15 protein-coding genes are annotated in these 16,893 nt (G+C 64.5%); 3 read left to right on the top strand and 12 right to left on the bottom strand.

Translation table 11 applies throughout. The features are described 5' to 3' along the window. Window positions 1-71 precede the first annotated feature (71 nt). A complete protein-coding gene (locus BH95_RS18660) occupies window positions 72-368 on the top strand; it encodes a putative quinol monooxygenase (RefSeq protein WP_019665018.1) in 297 nt (98 codons plus the stop codon). Here the strand turns inward: BH95_RS18660 and BH95_RS18655 are convergent. From BH95_RS18655 to BH95_RS18645, 3 genes are all read right to left on the bottom strand, one after another. Next, window positions 351-1,835 (bottom strand): phage infection protein, encoded by a 1,485-nt coding sequence (locus BH95_RS18655; RefSeq protein WP_037140830.1) that lies wholly within the window; start codon window positions 1,833-1,835, stop codon window positions 351-353. The genes BH95_RS18660 and BH95_RS18655 overlap by 18 nt on opposite strands. Window positions 1,836-1,950: 115 nt before the next feature. Next, entirely contained in the window at window positions 1,951-2,547 is a 597-nt protein-coding gene (locus BH95_RS18650) for a histidine phosphatase family protein (RefSeq protein WP_037140827.1), read from the bottom strand. Window positions 2,548-2,551: 4 nt separating this feature from the next. Next, entirely contained in the window at window positions 2,552-3,454 is a 903-nt protein-coding gene (locus BH95_RS18645; RefSeq protein WP_230595594.1) for a LysR family transcriptional regulator, read from the bottom strand. 82 nt (window positions 3,455-3,536) lie between these two features. On the opposite strand from BH95_RS18645, the gene BH95_RS18640 reads away from it, so the two are divergent. Then, the gene (locus BH95_RS18640) at window positions 3,537-4,805 is read left to right on the top strand and encodes an MFS transporter (protein WP_037183479.1); all 1,269 of its coding nucleotides are present in this window, start codon (window positions 3,537-3,539) and stop codon (window positions 4,803-4,805) included. Here BH95_RS18640 and BH95_RS18635 read toward each other — a convergent pair. The 6 genes from BH95_RS18635 to BH95_RS18610 form a co-directional block, all read right to left on the bottom strand. Next, window positions 4,730-5,029, bottom strand: a complete 300-nt coding sequence (locus tag BH95_RS18635; RefSeq protein ID WP_037160606.1) for a DUF4190 domain-containing protein — start codon at window positions 5,027-5,029, stop codon at window positions 4,730-4,732. The two genes, BH95_RS18640 and BH95_RS18635, sit on opposite strands and share 76 nt — an antisense overlap. Before the next feature lie 47 nt (window positions 5,030-5,076). Beyond that, complete coding sequence (locus tag BH95_RS18630) at window positions 5,077-5,478, bottom strand: PPOX class F420-dependent oxidoreductase (RefSeq protein WP_019665012.1); 402 nt, start codon at window positions 5,476-5,478, stop codon at window positions 5,077-5,079. A 97-nt stretch (window positions 5,479-5,575) separates the two neighbouring features. Next, entirely contained in the window at window positions 5,576-6,580 is a 1,005-nt protein-coding gene (locus tag BH95_RS18625; RefSeq protein ID WP_026347775.1) for a beta-ketoacyl-ACP synthase III, read from the bottom strand. A gap of 78 nt (window positions 6,581-6,658) precedes the next feature. Continuing rightward, on the bottom strand, window positions 6,659-7,573 hold the full coding sequence (locus tag BH95_RS18620; protein ID WP_037183477.1) for an alpha/beta fold hydrolase: 915 nt from the start codon (window positions 7,571-7,573) through the stop codon (window positions 6,659-6,661). Continuing rightward, window positions 7,574-10,813, bottom strand: coding sequence for a bifunctional lysylphosphatidylglycerol synthetase/lysine--tRNA ligase LysX (lysX, locus tag BH95_RS18615; protein WP_371828333.1), 3,240 nt, complete (start codon window positions 10,811-10,813; stop codon window positions 7,574-7,576). It abuts the gene before it with no gap. Between the two features lie 221 nt (window positions 10,814-11,034). Further along, window positions 11,035-12,276 (bottom strand): fatty acid desaturase family protein, encoded by a 1,242-nt coding sequence (locus tag BH95_RS18610; protein WP_037141007.1) that lies wholly within the window; start codon window positions 12,274-12,276, stop codon window positions 11,035-11,037. 564 nt (window positions 12,277-12,840) lie between these two features. On the opposite strand from BH95_RS18610, the gene BH95_RS18605 reads away from it, so the two are divergent. Next, window positions 12,841-13,605, top strand: coding sequence for a hypothetical protein (locus tag BH95_RS18605; protein WP_230594122.1), 765 nt, complete (start codon window positions 12,841-12,843; stop codon window positions 13,603-13,605). Here the strand turns inward: BH95_RS18605 and BH95_RS18600 are convergent. The 3 genes from BH95_RS18600 to BH95_RS18590 form a co-directional block, all read right to left on the bottom strand. Next, window positions 13,590-14,135, bottom strand: coding sequence for a GNAT family N-acetyltransferase (locus BH95_RS18600; RefSeq protein ID WP_230594121.1), 546 nt, complete (start codon window positions 14,133-14,135; stop codon window positions 13,590-13,592). The two genes, BH95_RS18605 and BH95_RS18600, sit on opposite strands and share 16 nt — an antisense overlap. A gap of 170 nt (window positions 14,136-14,305) precedes the next feature. After that, complete coding sequence (locus BH95_RS18595) at window positions 14,306-14,719, bottom strand: TIGR03668 family PPOX class F420-dependent oxidoreductase (protein ID WP_019665002.1); 414 nt, start codon at window positions 14,717-14,719, stop codon at window positions 14,306-14,308. 19 nt (window positions 14,720-14,738) lie between these two features. Next, the gene (locus BH95_RS18590) at window positions 14,739-16,790 is read right to left on the bottom strand and encodes a putative bifunctional diguanylate cyclase/phosphodiesterase (protein ID WP_037160599.1); all 2,052 of its coding nucleotides are present in this window, start codon (window positions 16,788-16,790) and stop codon (window positions 14,739-14,741) included. Window positions 16,791-16,893 lie beyond the last annotated feature (103 nt).

The following is a 16,893-nucleotide window of genomic DNA, read 5'->3' as shown; positions in this document are numbered from 1 at the left end:
GGATGCGCTCATGACGGTACCGTCGGACTCGGTGGTTGCCGTACACCCCACCACTGGCGAAAGGGAGAATTGTGCTCAGTGATCTGAAGGTCGTCGCAACGATCACCGCGAAACCCGAATCGGTGGACGTCGTTCGCGCAGGCTTGGCCGAACTCGCGGCGGAGTCACTGCACGAGGACGGCAACGTGTCCTACGAACTGTTCGAATCCGCCGCCGAACGGGGAACGTTCGTGACCATCGAGGTATGGCGGTCCGAGGACGATCTGGACGCGCACATGAAGACCCCGCACCTACAGAAGGCGCTGAGCGAATTCGGCGAGCACTTGGCAGCCCCGCCTGCCATTCACCCGCTACGCGTGGTTCGGTAGCTCCGCGGCTCTTCCCTCGGTTCGCGAGGACGTCCGGTACACGACTCCGGAGACGACGAGCAGCGCGGCGGTCAGCACCAACGCCAGCCAACCGGTCGACGTCATCGACGAGTAACCGATCTCGCGAGCACCCGCCGCGGTGTACGCCATCGGCATGAAGGCCGACAGGTGTCCCCAGATGGCCGCGCTACTGGCCGAGGCAGCGCCGCAGACGACGACCTGGACCACGAGAAGCACCACGTTCACCGCCTGTCCGACGGTCGATCCCAGTACCCGTTGGATGGCACCCGCGGCCGCGAGGTAGGCGCCTGCCGAGACGACGAGGAACGCTCCTGCTCCGATCAGGGCACCGATCGAGGCGTCGGGTGCGGTGAAGGCGAACGCGAGAGCTGCGCACGCTCCGACGGCTGCCACTGCGACGGCGGCGGCAACCCACCGCAGACGGGAGTCACGGCTCAGGACTCGTACGAGGCTGACGGCGCCGACCGCGCCGACGGCGACGAGTGCTGCGATGAGGTACGGGGCGACCGAGGTCGTGGAACCGGATGTGCCGGAGGCTGCTGCCACGTCGGTCGAATCGTCGGAGGCGGCAGCGTTCCCGCTGTTCAGTTGCTTGGCCGTTGGGAGGCCGGCTGTTGCTTCCTGGACGTTGGTCTGGATGCCGCTGACGATGCCGGAGACCGGTTCCACCGCGGTCACGAGTTGGTCGGTGCCGGCCCGCAGCTGGCCACCGCCGTCGTCGAGCTGTCCCAGCCCGTCCCGGAGCTGAACGGTGGCGTCGCCGATTTGGCTTGTGGCCGACAGGAATTGGCTCGACGGGTCGTTGAGTTCCCCGGAGAGCTGGCGGGCTCCCGCCTTGAGTGTCTGCAACTGATCCAGAGTGTCGGGGCCGAAGCCCTGGGTGTTCAGAGTGTCGATGACCCCGCGAATCTGGCCGGAGATACCGTCGGATCCGGGGTGGGGGAACGCGTCGACCTGCTGCGCCGCGGCTTCGAGCGATGCGGTGAACTGAGCCTGCTGGGCACCGAATCCGGCGAGGGTGTCCACGACCTCGTCGACGCCTCCGCTGATCTGCGACGCGCCGTCACCGAGTTGGCCGATGCCTGCGCGGTACTCCACGAACCCGTCGGCGAGTTGGACGGTGCCGTCGTGTGCCTGGGTGATGCCGTCGGTGAGCTGCACGACTCCGTCGTTGAGCTGGTTGCCGCCGTCGGTGAGTTGGCTGACGCCTGCAGACAGGAAGCTCACGGGCAGTCCGGCTTCCTGCAGGTTCTTCCGCGAGGTGGCCAGCGGATCACCGGTGGGGGTTTCGGTCGGAGCCTCGGCCGTGGACGCGACCGTGGTCGGCTGGGTGTCCGCAGTCAGGTCGACGCCGGCGCCGAGCGCGAACGAACCAGCAGCCACCAGCGGAAAAGCGATGGCGAGAAGTGCGACGGACGGCCGACGAGTGAGACTGAATTTACCCATAGTGATCCTGAGGCTAACTGCCTCTCGCGAGCCGGTTGACCAGCCGACGAGCGGAAACGGCGTCGAAACCGTCTCTGAACTGCCTGTTTAAGAGGTCTATGAGGATTCCAGCTCGCTACCGGTTGCGTGGAAGCAGGTCCCAGACGTGATGGGTTTCGTTGACCGACGACACGGATCTGGTGCCGTTGCGCGAGAACAGCACTCGGGTGATGGAGCAGTAGTCGATGGGGAAACCGAGAGCTTTCGGAGTGCCGAGGATGTCCTGGAGGAAGATGTTGATGACCCCGCCGTGCGCGAACAGGGCGACGGTGTCGGTGTGTTCGATTCCGTCGACCGCGGCCGCGATACCGCCGAGGACTCGGGCGCGGAAGGCGGCCTCGTCGACCTGCTCGGGCAGATGGCCAGCCTTGATGCGGTCGAACGCGTCGCGGAGTTCGGTGCGTGCATCTTCGATGGGGATGTAGCCGCCGAAGTCGCGGTCGTATTCGGTGATTCTGTCGTCGGTGCCCAGGTCGAGTCCCAGTTGGGCCGCCACCGGGGTGCCGGTCTGCACTGCCCGGAGCTGAGTGCTCGCGATCGTCCGGGTGATGGGGAAGCGGGACAGTGCGTCGGGGAGGCGACCGGCCTGCTCGTGTCCGAGTTCGGCGAGGGGCGGATCGGCGGATTCGTCGGATCGCAGGGGGAGCGCATGTCGAATCAGGATCAGCTGCACACGATCACCTAACCACGAGCGATCTGCCGCTGCGGATCACCATCGTCCGGAAAGCGTGCACCTGCCCGGCTGCCGTCCTGCCGGACCACACCATGCCGATTCTTCGTCGAGCCGCGGGATCGGAGATCTTCACCTCGACGACCTCGGGACCCAGGCCACGGGATCGAGGCAGGATCGAGATGCCCAGGCCCGCGCCGACCAGGCCCCGCACGGTGTGAATGTCTCGGCCTTCGAATTCGATGTCCGGTGCTATCCCGGCGTCGGCCCACAGGTCTTCGCAGATCGACCGCATCCCGTAACCGTGACCCATCGCGATGTAGCTGTCGCCTGCGGTGTCCCGGACGTGGACCGAACGCGCACGCGCCAGACGGTGGTCGGCGGGTACGACGAGGACGAGCCGCTCGTCGTAGAGCTGGAACGAGTTGGCCTCGGTGTGTTCGGCGCTGAGCGAGACGAAGGCGAGATCGGCCAGCCCGTCGTCGAGACGGTCCAGGCACCGTGCCCGCGCGCCTTGATCCAGGTCGAAAGTCACCGCCGGGTGGTCCCCGCGAAATTGCCGGATCAACGCCGGAACGATGTCCTCACCGAGGGTGTTCTGGAAGCTGATGGCGATGCGGCCCCGAGCGTTCGCATCGTGTTCCCCCGCGGCGTCGAGGCCGGCTTCGAGGTCGACGGCGACGCGTTGCAGGTACGGGACGAGTATTCGGCCCGCGGTGGTGAGCGCGATACCGCGTCCGCTCCGTTCGACGAGCTGTACCCCGAGGATGCTCGACGCCCGGGCGATCTGCCGGCTGACAGTCGGTTGGGGGACGCCGAGAAGCTCGGATGCTTCGGTCATGTGCTCGGTCTCCGCGACCGCGAGGATCGCCGGTATCAGAGGAAGTAGGTGACGGGCCTCGTCGCGCATGAGCAAATCATAACGCTGATGCATGAATTCGAACCCGATCATGCATTGGACCGTGATAGTTTCCCGGCCTAACGTTGTCGTCATGACTGCGACGACCGACGTGACACTGGAGTGGGAAGGCCACCCTCGTGGATCGCGCGAGTACAAGCGCCTGGTGGCGGCCCTGTTGTTCGCGGGTATCGCCACGTTCGCTCAGCTCTACTCGGTCCAGGGGATCCTGCCTCTGATCGCCTCCGGCCTCGAGATCACACCGTCCCAGTCCTCCCTGGCTGTGGGATTGGCCACCGTCGGTGTCGCGGTGTCGGTGCTGCCGTGGTCCGTCGTGGCCGACCGCATCGGTCGCGTCAAGGCCATGAGCATCTCGATCGTCGTCGCCACGATCCTCGGCCTGGTGGTGCCGTTGTCGTCGTCGCTGCCGGTGCTGCTGTCCATACGATTCTTCGAAGGTGCAGCGCTCGGTGGACTCCCGGCCATCGCGATCGCCTACTTGAGCGAGGAAGTCCATCGCAACCACACGGCACTCGCCGCCGCCACCTACGTCTCGGGCACGACACTCGGGGGTCTGCTCGGCCGCATCGTCGCCGGACCGGTCGCGGAGGTGACCAACTGGCGCATCGGCACCCTCACGGTGTCGATCCTCGCCGCCGTCGCCGCGACGTTGTTCCTGATCCTCGCACCGGCGCCCCGACGCTTTCGAGCCGGTGACTCGGCCGGTCCGTCGCTCGGCACCCGCCTGCGGGCCAACCTGAAAGAACCGGGAATGCTGGTGCTGTACGCGCAGGCGTTTCTGTTGATGGGCGGATTCGTCGCGATCTACAACTTCCTCGGATTCCGCCTGGAAGGATCCGGTTTCGGTCTGCCGCAGTCGCTGATCAGCCTGATCTTTCTCGCCTACCTCAGCGGCACGGTGTCCTCACGTGTCGCCGGTCAGCTTGCCGTTCGCCACGGTCGAGCCGGGGTTCTGGCCGGGTCCACGCTGCTGATGATCGCGGGCGTCGGCCTGACGATCAGCAGCAACCTGATCGTCATCCTCGTCGGCCTGGTGATCCTGACCGTCGGGTTCTTCGCGGCCCACGCCATCGCGTCGGGCTGGACCGGTCAACGCGCGACCGTCGGGCGTGCGCAGGCGACGTCGTTGTACAACCTCTTCTACTACGGCGGCTCGTCCGTCGTCGGTTGGCTCGGCGGCGTGGTGTACCAGCAGTTCGGGTGGACCGCGATGGCACTGTTCGTCATGGGCCTCGCGGTACTGGCCCTGATTGCGGCAGCCTCGCATCATGCGTTGACGAACAGGACCGCGATCCAGAAGAAGACGGCGATCACGACGAACAGAAGCACCACGCTGACGTAACCGAGGATCAGCCCGGCGAGCGCGATTCCGGCGCCGTCCTCGCCCGTCCGCTTGATCTGACTCCGAGCGATGTGGCCGAGAACGATGGCGACGAAGCCGACGAGCCCGGTGAACAACCCCACCACGCCGCAGATCAGTGCCGCGACAGCGGTGGAGTTGGTCCGGGGCGGGCCGGGGACAGGCCTTGCGTAGTGCCCGTACGGGGTGCCCTGCGGATAGGTCATGCCCGAGTGTTGCACTCTCGGACAAATCGGGCAATCGGCACCGGAAGCTAGGAACCGATCTTGCCCCAGCCGACGTAGGCGTCGACCTCGAGCAGCCCGGTGACGCGCTCCTTGTCCCGCACGGGGTACGGCTCACCGGTGTAATGCGTGGAGATCCGGTCGATGTCGACCTGACCCGGATCGTCCTGCAGCGTGATGGTGCCGTGAATGGTGACGTGGGTGTACCAACTCGCCTCGTCGAGCACCGAGATCGACACCTTCGGGTTCGCCCGAATGTGCTCGAGACGCTTGCGATCGGCCTGGAAGTTCAGAACGATCTTGTCGTCCTCCCAGAGGTACCACGTCGGCGCCGTGATGGGCGTTCCGTCGGCACGAACAACCGCCATGACAGCGGGATTGGGCTTCTTCAGAAGTTCGATGGCATCTGCAGGCAACGGTGGCTTCGGCATGACGCCCAGCCTAACCGCCGACGAGTCCGAGGTTGTGGACGAAAATCATCGGATTGTCGTCCACAACCTCGACCAGATCAGATCAAGTCAGAACCGGTTACAGCTTGGGGAGTTTGACGACCTGCCCGGCGTAGGAGAGGCCTGCACCGAATGCGAGCAGCAGCGCGGTGTCGCCTTCCTTGGCCTTGCCGGTGCGGAGTAGTTCCTCCATGGCCAGTGGGATCGACGCGGCCGACGTGTTGCCGGTCTCGGCGATGTCGTTGGCGACCGGGGTCTCCTCGTTCAGGTTCAGGCTCTTGGCGAGGAGTTCGGTGATGCGGCTGTTGGCCTGGTGCGGGACGAAGGCATGCAGTTCGTCGGCTTTGATGCCGGCGACGTCGAGGACCTTCTGTGCTGCCTTGCCCATCTCGAACGCGGCCCAACGGAACACGGAGATGCCGTTCATCTTGATCCACGGACGTTCGGCGTCCTCGCCGGTGATGTAGTCGTACCAGTCGATGGTCTGGACGATGGCGTCGGACTGCGATCCGTCCGATCCCCAGACGACGGGGCCGATCTCGGTCTCGTCGCTCTGTCCGACGACTACTGCGCCTGCGCCGTCGGCGAAGATGAAGCGAGTGGTGCGGTCGTACGGGTCGGTGGTCAGGCTGAGCTGCTCGGCACCGATGACGAGGACGTACTGTGCCGTTCCGGCCTTCACCAGGTCCGATGCGACAGCGAGCGCGTAGCAGAAGCCGGCGCAGCCTGCGCAGATGTCGAACGCGGCGGGGCCCTTGGTGCCGAGGCCGTGTGCGACCTTCGCGGCAGCCTGGGGCGTCAACTCGAGGTGCGTCGACGTCGCGACGATGACGGTGTCGATCTGCTCGGCGGCGATGCCGCTGGCTTCGAGCGCCTTCTTGCCTGCGGAGATCGACATCTGGACGACGTTCTCTTCGGGTTCTGCGAACCGGCGGTTCTTGATGCCCGATCGAGTCTGGATCCACTCGTCGCTCGAGTCGATGAACTCGCAGATCTCGTCGTTGGTCACCACCCGCTCGGGTCGGTGGACTCCCAAGCCGAGGAGCTTGGTCTGCCGGCCTTGCGTTGTGCTGATCGCACCCATCTTCAGTTCCTCTCGGTGGCTACCGTGCCATCGCCGGGCTTCGGCTCGGGTCTTGGGCAACGGGCTCGACAGAACACGTTACGTGTCGATGCTCCTGTGATGTGACACCAACCTCACGATGAGAGCGGAGACGTCCGCGGGTTGATCGATCATCGCGTGATGATGGGCGTGGTCCACCACGGCGAACTCGGCTCCCAGGTATCCGGCGAGCCGCGCCTGCTTGCGCAGCCACCAGCGACCCCACGGCGTTTGCCTGCCGGTGTGCGCGGCCGCGACGATCGCCGCGGTCTCGAATCGTGTTCGACGCCGGATTTCGTTCAACTCCGCGGCCATGTCCGGGTAGACGAAGTCCTCGATCAGGGCGGCTTTCAGATACGACCGTCTCCGGTAGATCCGCCGGGTCCAGTCCAGCGTCTCGAGCGGAATGCCGTCGGGTGGGATGGAGTGGTTCAGAATCCTGCGGACCGTCGGTCCCAGAAGGAACTGAAGACCGCTGCCCGACGCCACCGCCGCGAGCAGGTGGGCCCCGGCAACTCGCCACGGTTTCGGAAGAACGACCCACGGGTCGCGTTCGGCACTGGAGTCGAGCAGCAGCACACCGGCGGTCCGCTGCGGATACAGCCTCGCGAAGGCCTCGGCGTAGAAACCGGCGATCGAGTGCCCGACGATCACCGCCGGGCTCGTCAGCTCCAAGGAGTCGAGGACGGCGAGAATGCGGGCGGCCTCGTCGGCAACCGTCGGGACCCGGTCGTCGGGAAGCGGTTCGCTCAGCCCGAAGCCCGGCCGATCGAACACCACGACGGTGTGGAACGGGGACAGAATTCGGACGCAGTCGTCCCAGTCGAACCAATTGCTCGCGAGGCCGCCGCACAGCACCACCGTCGGCGCGGCACCGAATCCGTCCTCACCCTGCGCATGAGACAGGACGACGTGAGTTGTCAGGTCGTCGACGGTCACGAACTGCCCGGGCGCAAATTGTTTCACGTTGAACAATTACTGCCGGGGTTTGGCGAGCGGGAACGCGAGGGTCTCGCGGATGGAGCCACCGGTGATGAGCATGACGACACGGTCGACGCCCATGCCGAGTCCACCGGTGGGCGGCATGCCGTACTCGAGGGCCTGCAGAAAGTCCTCGTCGAGACTCATCGCCTCCTCGTCGCCGCCTGCTGCAAGCAACGACTGCTCGGTCAGACGCTGACGTTGATCGACCGGGTCGGTCAGTTCGCTGTACGCCGTACCCAACTCCACGCCCCAGGCGACGAGGTCCCACTTCTCCGCGACGCCCGGTATGGACCGGTGCGGCCGAGTCAGCGGCGACATCGATGTCGGGAAGTCCTTGTAGAACGTCGGGAACTCGGTGTAGTCCTCGACCAGGTGCTCGTACATTCCCTGCGCGACGGCCCCTGCGTCCCATTCCTTCTCGTAGGGAATGTCGTTCTCGTCGCAGAGTCGCTGCAGTTCCGCGAGCGGTGTACTGGGCGCGACGTCGACGCCGAGTTTCTCCGCGACGGCTCCGTGCAGTGTCTTGACGGGCCACTCCCCGGAGATGTCGATCTCGATCATCTCGCCGTTCGGTCCGTCGGGACGCAGGATGATCTCGCGCCCGTGTGCCGCGACGGCTGCTTTCTGAATCAGCTCGCGGCACAGCACCATTGCGCGCTCGTAGTCGCTGTGTGCCTCGTACGCCTCGAGGATCGTGAACTCCGGATTGTGCTTGAAGTCCGCGCCTTCGTTGCGGAAGACCCGACCGATTTCGAACACCTTGTCCATGCCGCCGACGCACAGACGCTTCAGGTACAGCTCCGGAGCGATACGGAGATAGAGGTCGAGGTTGTACGCGTTGATGTGAGTGATGAACGGCGCTGCGTTGGCACCTCCGTGCACCTGCTGCAGGATCGGAGTCTCGACTTCCATGTAGCCGCGGTCGGACAGTGAATCCCGCAGAGACTTCACGACGTTGCTGCGCGCGATCATCAGGTCACGGGCACTGCGGTTGATCGCGAGGTCGACGTAGCGCTGACGCACGCGGGACTCCGGGTCCTGCAGTCCTTTCCACTTGTCCGGCAGCGGGTGCAGGCACTTGGCGTTCATCCGCCACTCCGCGGCCAGCAGCGAGAGCTCACCCTTCTTGCTGCGGCCGATGGTGCCACTGACCTCGATGAGGTCGCCGAGGTCGAAGTCGGAGTCGAAACTGTCCAACCTGTCGCCGACGCGTTCCCGGTCGAACAGCACCTGGATGTCGTCCGTCCAGTCCCGCACGACCGCGAACGCGACGCCGCCGTAGTCGCGGTTGCGCAGGATACGGCCGGCGATGCGGACCGTCGTTCCCTGCGGGGCGGCCAGTGCTTCGGCGACGGAATGCGTCGGGGGATAGGCGACGGGATAACCCTCGGTGCCCTCGTCGTTCAACCGCTGGAGCTTCGCGAGCCGCACCCGCACCTGGTCGGGACGCTTGGGGCCCCGCTGGGGCTCGTCGTCCTCGTCGATCTGATCGGGGCCGCTGCCGTCGGCGTGGATGTCGGCGGTGTCCGCCAGGGCCGCCGGGACCGCCGTGTGAGAACCGGTGTGCTTGTGGGCGCGCCGGAAGCTCGGAAGCGTCAGGAACCCTTCGGCGATGGCCGACGCGATGCCGACCTTGGGAAGCTCACGGTTGTCCGCGAAGCACAGGTACCGGGGCTCCCAGTCCGGCAGGTACTTCAGGTTGGAGCGATACAGAGCCTCCAGCTGCCACCACCGGGAGAAGAACACCAGCACCGACCGCCAGATCCGCAGGACAGGGCCTGCGCCGATGCGGCTGCCCTCCTCGAAGACCGCACGGAACACCGCGAAGTTCAACGAGATCCTACTGATTCCGAATTGATCTCCGCCGGTTGCCAATTCGGTGACCAGAAGCTCGATCACACCGTTCGGTGCCTGCGGGTCGCGGCGCATCAGATCGAGCGACACTCCGGTGCGGCCCCACGGAGCGAGCGAGAGCACCGCGACGGTCTTCTCGCCCTCGCGGGCCTGAACCAGTAGGCAGTCACCGTCGAGAGGATCGCCGAGGCGGCCCAACGCCATCGAGAACCCACGCTCGGTCTCGGTGTCACGCCACTCGTCGGCGCACCGGATGATGTCGGCCATCTCTTGAGCCGGAATGTCGCGGTGGCGTCGTATCTGCACTGTGACGCCTGCCTTGCGGGCGCGGTTGACCGCCTGCCTGACCGGCCTCATCTCCCGGCCGGCGAGGTTGAACTTCTTGGTGTCGAGGATGGCCTCGTCGCCGAGTTCGAGAACGTTCAACCCCGCCCGCTTGAACGCCGTGGCGCCCGTCTCGCTCGCGCCCATGACCGCGGGCGTCCACCCGTACTTCTCCGCCAGGTCCAGCCAGGCATCGATTGCGTGCGGCCATGCCTCCGGGTTGCCGATGGGATCGCCGCTGGCGAGACACACCCCGATTTCGACACGGTAGGTGACGGCGGCTTTGCCACTCGGTGCGAACACGACGGCCTTGTCGCGGCGGGTCGCGAAGTATCCGAGCGAGTCGTCGGCGCCCCACTTGTCCAGCAGGCCGCGAAGCGCGGACTCGTCGCTACCGGTCAGTGCGTTGGACGAGCGCTGCGACCGGAACAACGTGACGACGGCCGCCAACAGTGCGAGCGCCCCGAACAAGCCCAAGAGCGTGTTGACGAAAACGTGTGTGCGGCCGTCGAACTGCTCGTTGTCGACGGTTGCGAGGGCGGTGACTCGGTTGAACGCCCACAGGAACGTCTGGTTCTCCGGGAGTGTGCCGGGGAACAGAGCGACCAGCGCCCAGCCGACCAGCGTTCCGACGACCGCGCCGAGGATCAGTACACCCAGAGCCTTCCACGCCGCACCGCGTCGAACACGGGTGTAGAACTCCTTGCGAGCGGCGATGAGCACACCGACGATCACGATGTGCACGCCCAGCGCGATCCACGCACTGATGTTGTTGCCGTCGATCACATCCGCCAGGTTGCTGACCGCGACGAGCACGAGATACAGCGTCAGGAACCACCAGGCGATGCGTTTGCGGCTCGCGAGGGCGGCTGCGGTGAGCCCGAGCACCAGAGCCCACGCGAGCGAAGTGTCCGGTGCGTCGATGTAGTAGTTGTCGATGTACTCGCGTGGCACACGGATGACGGCGCGCAGCGCCGGAGACAGGCTCCAGAGAAACACCAGTACCGCGAACACCCCGAGGACGAGCCCGGAGATGTGCGGCACCTCGCGCAGACGCCCGTGCTCCGGCGGCGTGAATGCCCGCGGAGTGCGGTGTTCTGGATTCTTCGTCGACTCCGATGTCACCGGTGTGCTCGTCACGATCCGCTCCTGCCCTCGGCGCTTGCCGTTCCCTTCGTCGGCTGCTTCGAAAACAGCCGAGGTAACGGTAGCGCCGAGGACCGACTTCGAGTGATCATTCGGCGCCTCGCGGCGCGGTAATCACCCGCCGCGGATCAGGCGGGATGGACCGGTGTGTGCTGCTTCAGCATTCCCAATGCAGTTTTCAGGCCGCGGCGCCGGCCCGTCGCCGGATCCACACCGAACACTTCCTTGATTCCACCGCGAATGCGGAACTTCAGCTCGGACGACGTTTCCGGCGCATTGTCCGAGGTCGCGGAGAGCAGTCGATTCGGCAAGGACAGTTTCAGAATGGTGCGCAGCGTCTGTCCGTACTGGTGCGCAAGCGAACCCGTCGTGTACGGAAGGTCGTACTTGTCGCACAACTGCCGAATTCTGGGAGCGATCTCCGCGTAGCGATTGCTCGGTAGGTCCGGAAACAGGTGATGCTCGATCTGATAGCAGAGGTTGCCGCTCATGAACGCCAACGTGTTGCCTGCCTCGAAATTGGCGCTCCCCAGCATCTGTCGCAGATACCATTCCGGCTGCGTCTCGGTCTCGTATTCCTCCAGCGTGAACTTCTCCGCGCCATCGGGAAAGTGACCGCAGAAAATGACCGCGTACGACCAGTAATTCCGAATGAGATTGGCGACGACATTCGCCGTGAGCGTCGACTTCCACGCAGGGCCGGTCAGCAACGGGAAAAGAACGTAATCCTTGCCCACCTGCTTTCCGATCTTGCGGACGACGTCGACCGCCATCTCCTTCTTGTCCTCCCACTTCACCTCGCCGGTCTTAAGCTTGTCGGTCTCCAGGTGATGCAGCGCCACGCCCCACTCGAAGAACGTCGCCAGCAACGCATTCACCAGCGGCTGCGCGACATACTTCGGATGCCACTCCTGATCGCGCGTGATGCGCAGAATGCCGTAACCGACATCGTTGTCCAAACCGACGATGTTGGTGTACTTGTGATGCGTGAAGTTGTGCGAATGCTTCCACCCCGACGACGGGCACGTGTTGTCCCACTCCCAGTTACTGGAATGGATCTCAGGATCGTTCATCCAATCCCACTGACCGTGAATGACGTTGTGCCCCAACTCCATGTTCTCGATGATCTTCCCCGCACCGAGCAACGCAGTACCGAGCAACCACGCAGGCCTCTTCTTGCTCGCGAACAACACCGCCCGGCCCGCAACCATCAACGACCGCTGAAACGTGATGGTTCGCTGGACATACCTGGCATCCCGCTCACCACGAGAATCCTCGACATCACGCCGGATCGCATCCAACTCCGCACCGAGCGCCTCGATATCCGCCTCGGTCAAATGGGCATATTCCTGAATATCCGATATCGCCATGATTCCCCTCCACATGCGAACCCGAGTGTCCCCGGTCACCACCTCGACCCTACGTACCCCCGGCCCCGCCGTCGACCGGTGTCCGCTACCCCCCCAGTTTCCGCCTGTTTCCGGCGGAGTTTGCCGCGGCGTTCCGGAGCGAACGTGGGGTTCGGTCAGTCTGACGGACTGGAGGGCACTTTCGCTCGGTTGGGTGCGGCCTCGTGCCTGTGTTCGTGCGCGTTCGTTTCGGAGCGAACGTGGGGTTGGTCAATCGGTGCTTCGGACACTTATCCACAGCGTCGGGCAGTTATCCACAGGCAGCCGGGATTACGGTGCAGAATGTCCGACCCTTCGTATTCGATGGCCAGCATGAAACGGGGCGAGTGGGCGGACGATCGGGAACTACTGATGCGTCATGCACGGAATGGTGTGATTCGTACGGCAGATTTGAGGAGGCTCGGAGTGGGGGCGCAAACGGTAGTAGACAGAACCGCCGGTGGGCCGTGGCAACGAATCTTGCCCGGACTGGTCCTTCTACACAATGGTCAGCCGACCAGGCAGCAAAGAAACACCGCGGCGGTCATGTACGGCGGACGAGGCTCCATGCTGTCCGGTCGTGCAGGCCTGGCGTTGCACGGGTTCGGGTCTTCGACGCAACCGACGGATTGCGTTCTTCTGATACCGAACGCTCGAAGCCGTCAAGCTACAGGGTTCGTCAGTGTCGAGCGTACGACGCGTCTGCCGCTCGCGATGAAGAAAGCAGGATTGCCCGTCGCGCCGGTCGATCGGTGTTTGCTCGATGCAGTCCGCCGGATGTCCGATCGCAAGCAATGCACAGCCCTCGTCGCCGAGGTCGTGCAGCGCGGCGCGGTTGACGTCGGCGCTTTGATGAACGAACTCGACGACGGGTCATCACGAGGAACTTCCATGCCGAGAAGGGTGCTGTACGAACTCGGCGACGGCGCGCATTCGGTGGCGGAAGTCGACGCTCAGGCACTCTGCAGAAGTAGTGGCCTGCCTCCGGTGGTGTCCAACCAGGTGCTCTTGACTGCCCACGGTGATTTCATTGCAATCGTCGACAACTGGTGGGACGAGGTAGGAATGGCACAGGAAATCGAATCCTTCAAACACCACTCTTCTCCTGAGGCGTTCGAGAAGACGCTGGAACGACGCGCATACATCGAAAGCCATGATGTCGTCCTCGTCGCGCATACTCCCAAAGCGATTCATTCTCAACCCAATACAGTAATCGACGACCTGCGACACGCTTACGACAGAGCCCGGAACCGCCCGCGGCCGAGGGTAGTTGCAATCCCACGATCGGAGTGGCGTCAGGACGCGTCGTAGATCCAGATCATTTGACGGCCGGTCTGATGCGACGTCGTGATCGGGTGATCGATCACGCGGTCGAGGCGGTATCCGAGGCGCTCGGGTACCGCCCGACTGCGGTCGTTCGCAGCATCGCAATGGATTTCGACGCGCACGATGCCGTCGAGCTCCGCGGCGAGGGCCGTCAGAGCTCGCGCGACACGAGTGACGATTCCTCGTCCTTCCGCATCTTCGGTGACCCAATAACCGATCGTCGCGTGATCCGGTCCCGCTAATCGAATCCCCGCTTTGCCGAGGAATTCATCGCCGGAACCGCCGGCGATCATGTAGTCGAACATCGAACCCGAATCCCATTGTGCAAGAGAGTCGGCAATTCGACTTTCCTGGGTTGCGACGGGTGTGGCGTCCTCGACGGCCCACTCCATCCACGGCGCAAGCCGCGGGATGTTCGACGCTATCGCCTCGGCCACCGGTGCAGCGTCGGCAAGCGTTTCCCGACGAAGTACGAAGTCGTCGAACTCGATCAGTTCTGGGGGGATCGGCCGCATTCGTGCAGTTTGCATCAGTTGCTGATTCAGTGCGAGTCATTTTTCGTCAACCCCTGAGCGAAAGTGCCGTTCGGTCAGTCAGACTGACCGAACGGCACTTTCGCTCCAGAAAGGGGGCAGAAAGGGGGCAGAAAGGGGGCAGAAAGGGGGAAGAAGGGGGCCGCTGAATTCTAGGACGCTTGCCAGGATCGCCAGGTGAGCTTGCTGATGACGATGACGGGGCCGTCGGGGGGTGTGGGGGTGTAGTGCTCGTATTTCTTCACCAGGGCGGCGATGGCGGTGCGGCCGCGATCGGTGTCGGCGTCGATGACTTCGGCCGAACCGCCGGCGCGGATCCACCAGAGGTCTTTCCAGTTCTCGGAGTAGTTGTCGACGATGAGGCTGACGGCCGGGTCGGCGCGGATGTTCTCGAGTCGTTTGAGTTTCTGGGTGCTTTTGGGTTTCCAGTCGATGGCGGTGACGAGGGTGTCGTCCACGCGGGCGAAGACGATCGGCACGAGGTGCGGGGTGCCGTCGGCGTTGACGCTGGAGAGGATGGCGCGTCGGGCTTCGCTGAAGCGTCCTATTTCGTCGTCGATCTTCACGGTGCGTCGTGTCCTCGTGTCAGGCCGACGCGCTGTGTGCGTCGTTCGGCAGCAGGATCGTTTCGAGCTGTGGTGCGGTCATGGGCTTGCCCAGTAGATGACCTTGCCCGAATGTGACGCCCATGTCGACGCAGCTGGCGAGTTGGTCTTTGGTCTCGATGCCTTCGACGACGGTGTCGCGTCCGAGATCGTGTGTGACGTCGACGACGGCCTTGCAGAGCGAGGTCATGGCTCGTCTGCGCTGTAGGTCGCGACTGTCGAGGTGTTGGGTGAGTGATTTGTCGATTTTGAGGATGTCGACGGGCAGGGTGGCGAGGCGTTCGAGGGAGGAGAAGCCGGAGCCGAAATCGTCAATGGCGATGAGGGATCCGTGGCGTCGGACATCCATCAGTTGGTAGTGCACTGCGTCGATGTCGTGCAGCGATTTCGACTCGGCGAGTTCGAGGACCAGCCGGCCCGGTTCGATTCCGAGGGAGTCGATGATGCTGTTGACGTCGGTGGCGAGTGTGCCTGCGGCGAAGTGGAGTGGGCTGACGTTGACGCCGACCTGAATGTTCAGGTCTTTGCACTGCCAGGCGGCGAGGGTGCGGCAGACCTGCGAGAGGATCCAGTTGCTGAGCGGAATGATCAGGTCTGCGTCTTCGGCGAGACCGATGAAGCTGTCCGGCATCAGCAGGCCCAGTTCAGGGTGGTTCCACCGGATCAGTGCTTCGGCGCCGATGACTGCGCCGGACGCGAGTTCGACGATGGGTTGGTAGACCATCTGCAGCTCGTGTTCGGCCATCGCGACTCCGCGGAGGCGTTCGACGAGTTCGAGGCGTGTGCGGTTGCTGTCGCGCAGATCCGCCGAGAACACCTGGTGGCTGCTGCGGCCGAGGTTCTTGGCTGCGTGCATGGCGGTGGTGGCGTCGTGGATGAGCTGGACCGGGTCGTCGGAATCCGGTCCCGAGGTGGCGACGCCGACGCTCGCGGTCACCGTCAGCTGACGGTCGTCGACGGTGAAGGACGGTTCGAGGACACTGGAGAAGCCGGCGGCGAGGGCTCGAGCAGCGATCGACTGGCAGCCTCGGGCGATGACGACGAACTCGTCGCCGGTGAGCCTGCCGAGGGTGTCGTTGGGCCGGGTGGAGGCGGCGATTCTTTCCGCGACCTGCTGGAGAAGTTCGTCGCCGTGTACGGGGCCGAGTGCGTCGTTGAATTCACGGAAGCCGTCGATGTCGACGAGCAGGATGCTCACTTCGTTCTCGTCGGAGCGCACCGCGAGTTCGGTGGCGAGGAGCGCTTCGATCTCGTCGCGGTTCGGCAGACCGGTCAGGGGATCCTGGCGGACGGGCGCCTCCGCGGCCTGCGCGGTGATGTCGGTGTGGGTGAGGTAGATGCCGCCGTCGGCGAGGCGGGTGGCTCGGATTCGGTAGACCACGGACCCGAATCTGTGGTTGGAGGAGAAGACCTGCCCGGATCCGGAGATCAGGGCGCGCAGGCCGTCGACCAGTGAGATTGCGGTGTCGTTCCCTCGGGCGATTGCCGGTGCCCACAGGTCGAAGTAATTGGTTCCGGGGAGGCACCCGTCGGTCTGTGGTCGATCCGCCCAGAACGTGGACCACACGCTGTTGACCAGGACGACCACCCCGTCGACGTCCAGGACGACGACGCCGGACGGAACGGCGTCGAGCATGGTGCGCGCGAGGTCGTCGGTCCATTCGACGCGGGTGTCTCCGAGCCGCTCGCTGGTGATGTCCGTTGCCCAGATCGCGTGCCCGGAACTGCCCTTGACGGTGCGGTAGGACAGCCATTTCTGCAGGGTGTACGAGAAGTCCTCGTACACTCCTGGGCCGTTGCAGGAGGAGACGAACGCGGTCCAGGCGGGATCGGTGAACCAGGCGTCGATGCATCGTCCGACAAGGGTGTCGATCGGCGCCGTGAGCAGCGCCGCGGCAGCGGGATTTGCGTAGGTGACGACGAAATCTCGATCGACCAGCACGAGGGGGTCGGACAGCAGGTCCAGCTCGGCCTGAGGAACGGCAAATGGATTCTCGACGGCAGGGCGGGGCATGGGTGTCTCTCGGTTCATACTTCCCCCCCGTGGCCGGTCGGCCGCGTTCACCATAACCCGAAGTTTGCTTATGCGCTACAAACAGGTCGTATTCCCCTTTTTGAGGCGACTACGAGTGTGA

The organism is Rhodococcoides fascians A44A (assembly GCF_000760735.1).
Classification (GTDB): domain Bacteria; phylum Actinomycetota; class Actinomycetes; order Mycobacteriales; family Mycobacteriaceae; genus Rhodococcoides; species Rhodococcoides fascians_E.
The sequence above is the reverse complement of the archived record's forward strand: the minus strand, read 5'-3'. Positions and strand labels throughout refer to the sequence as shown.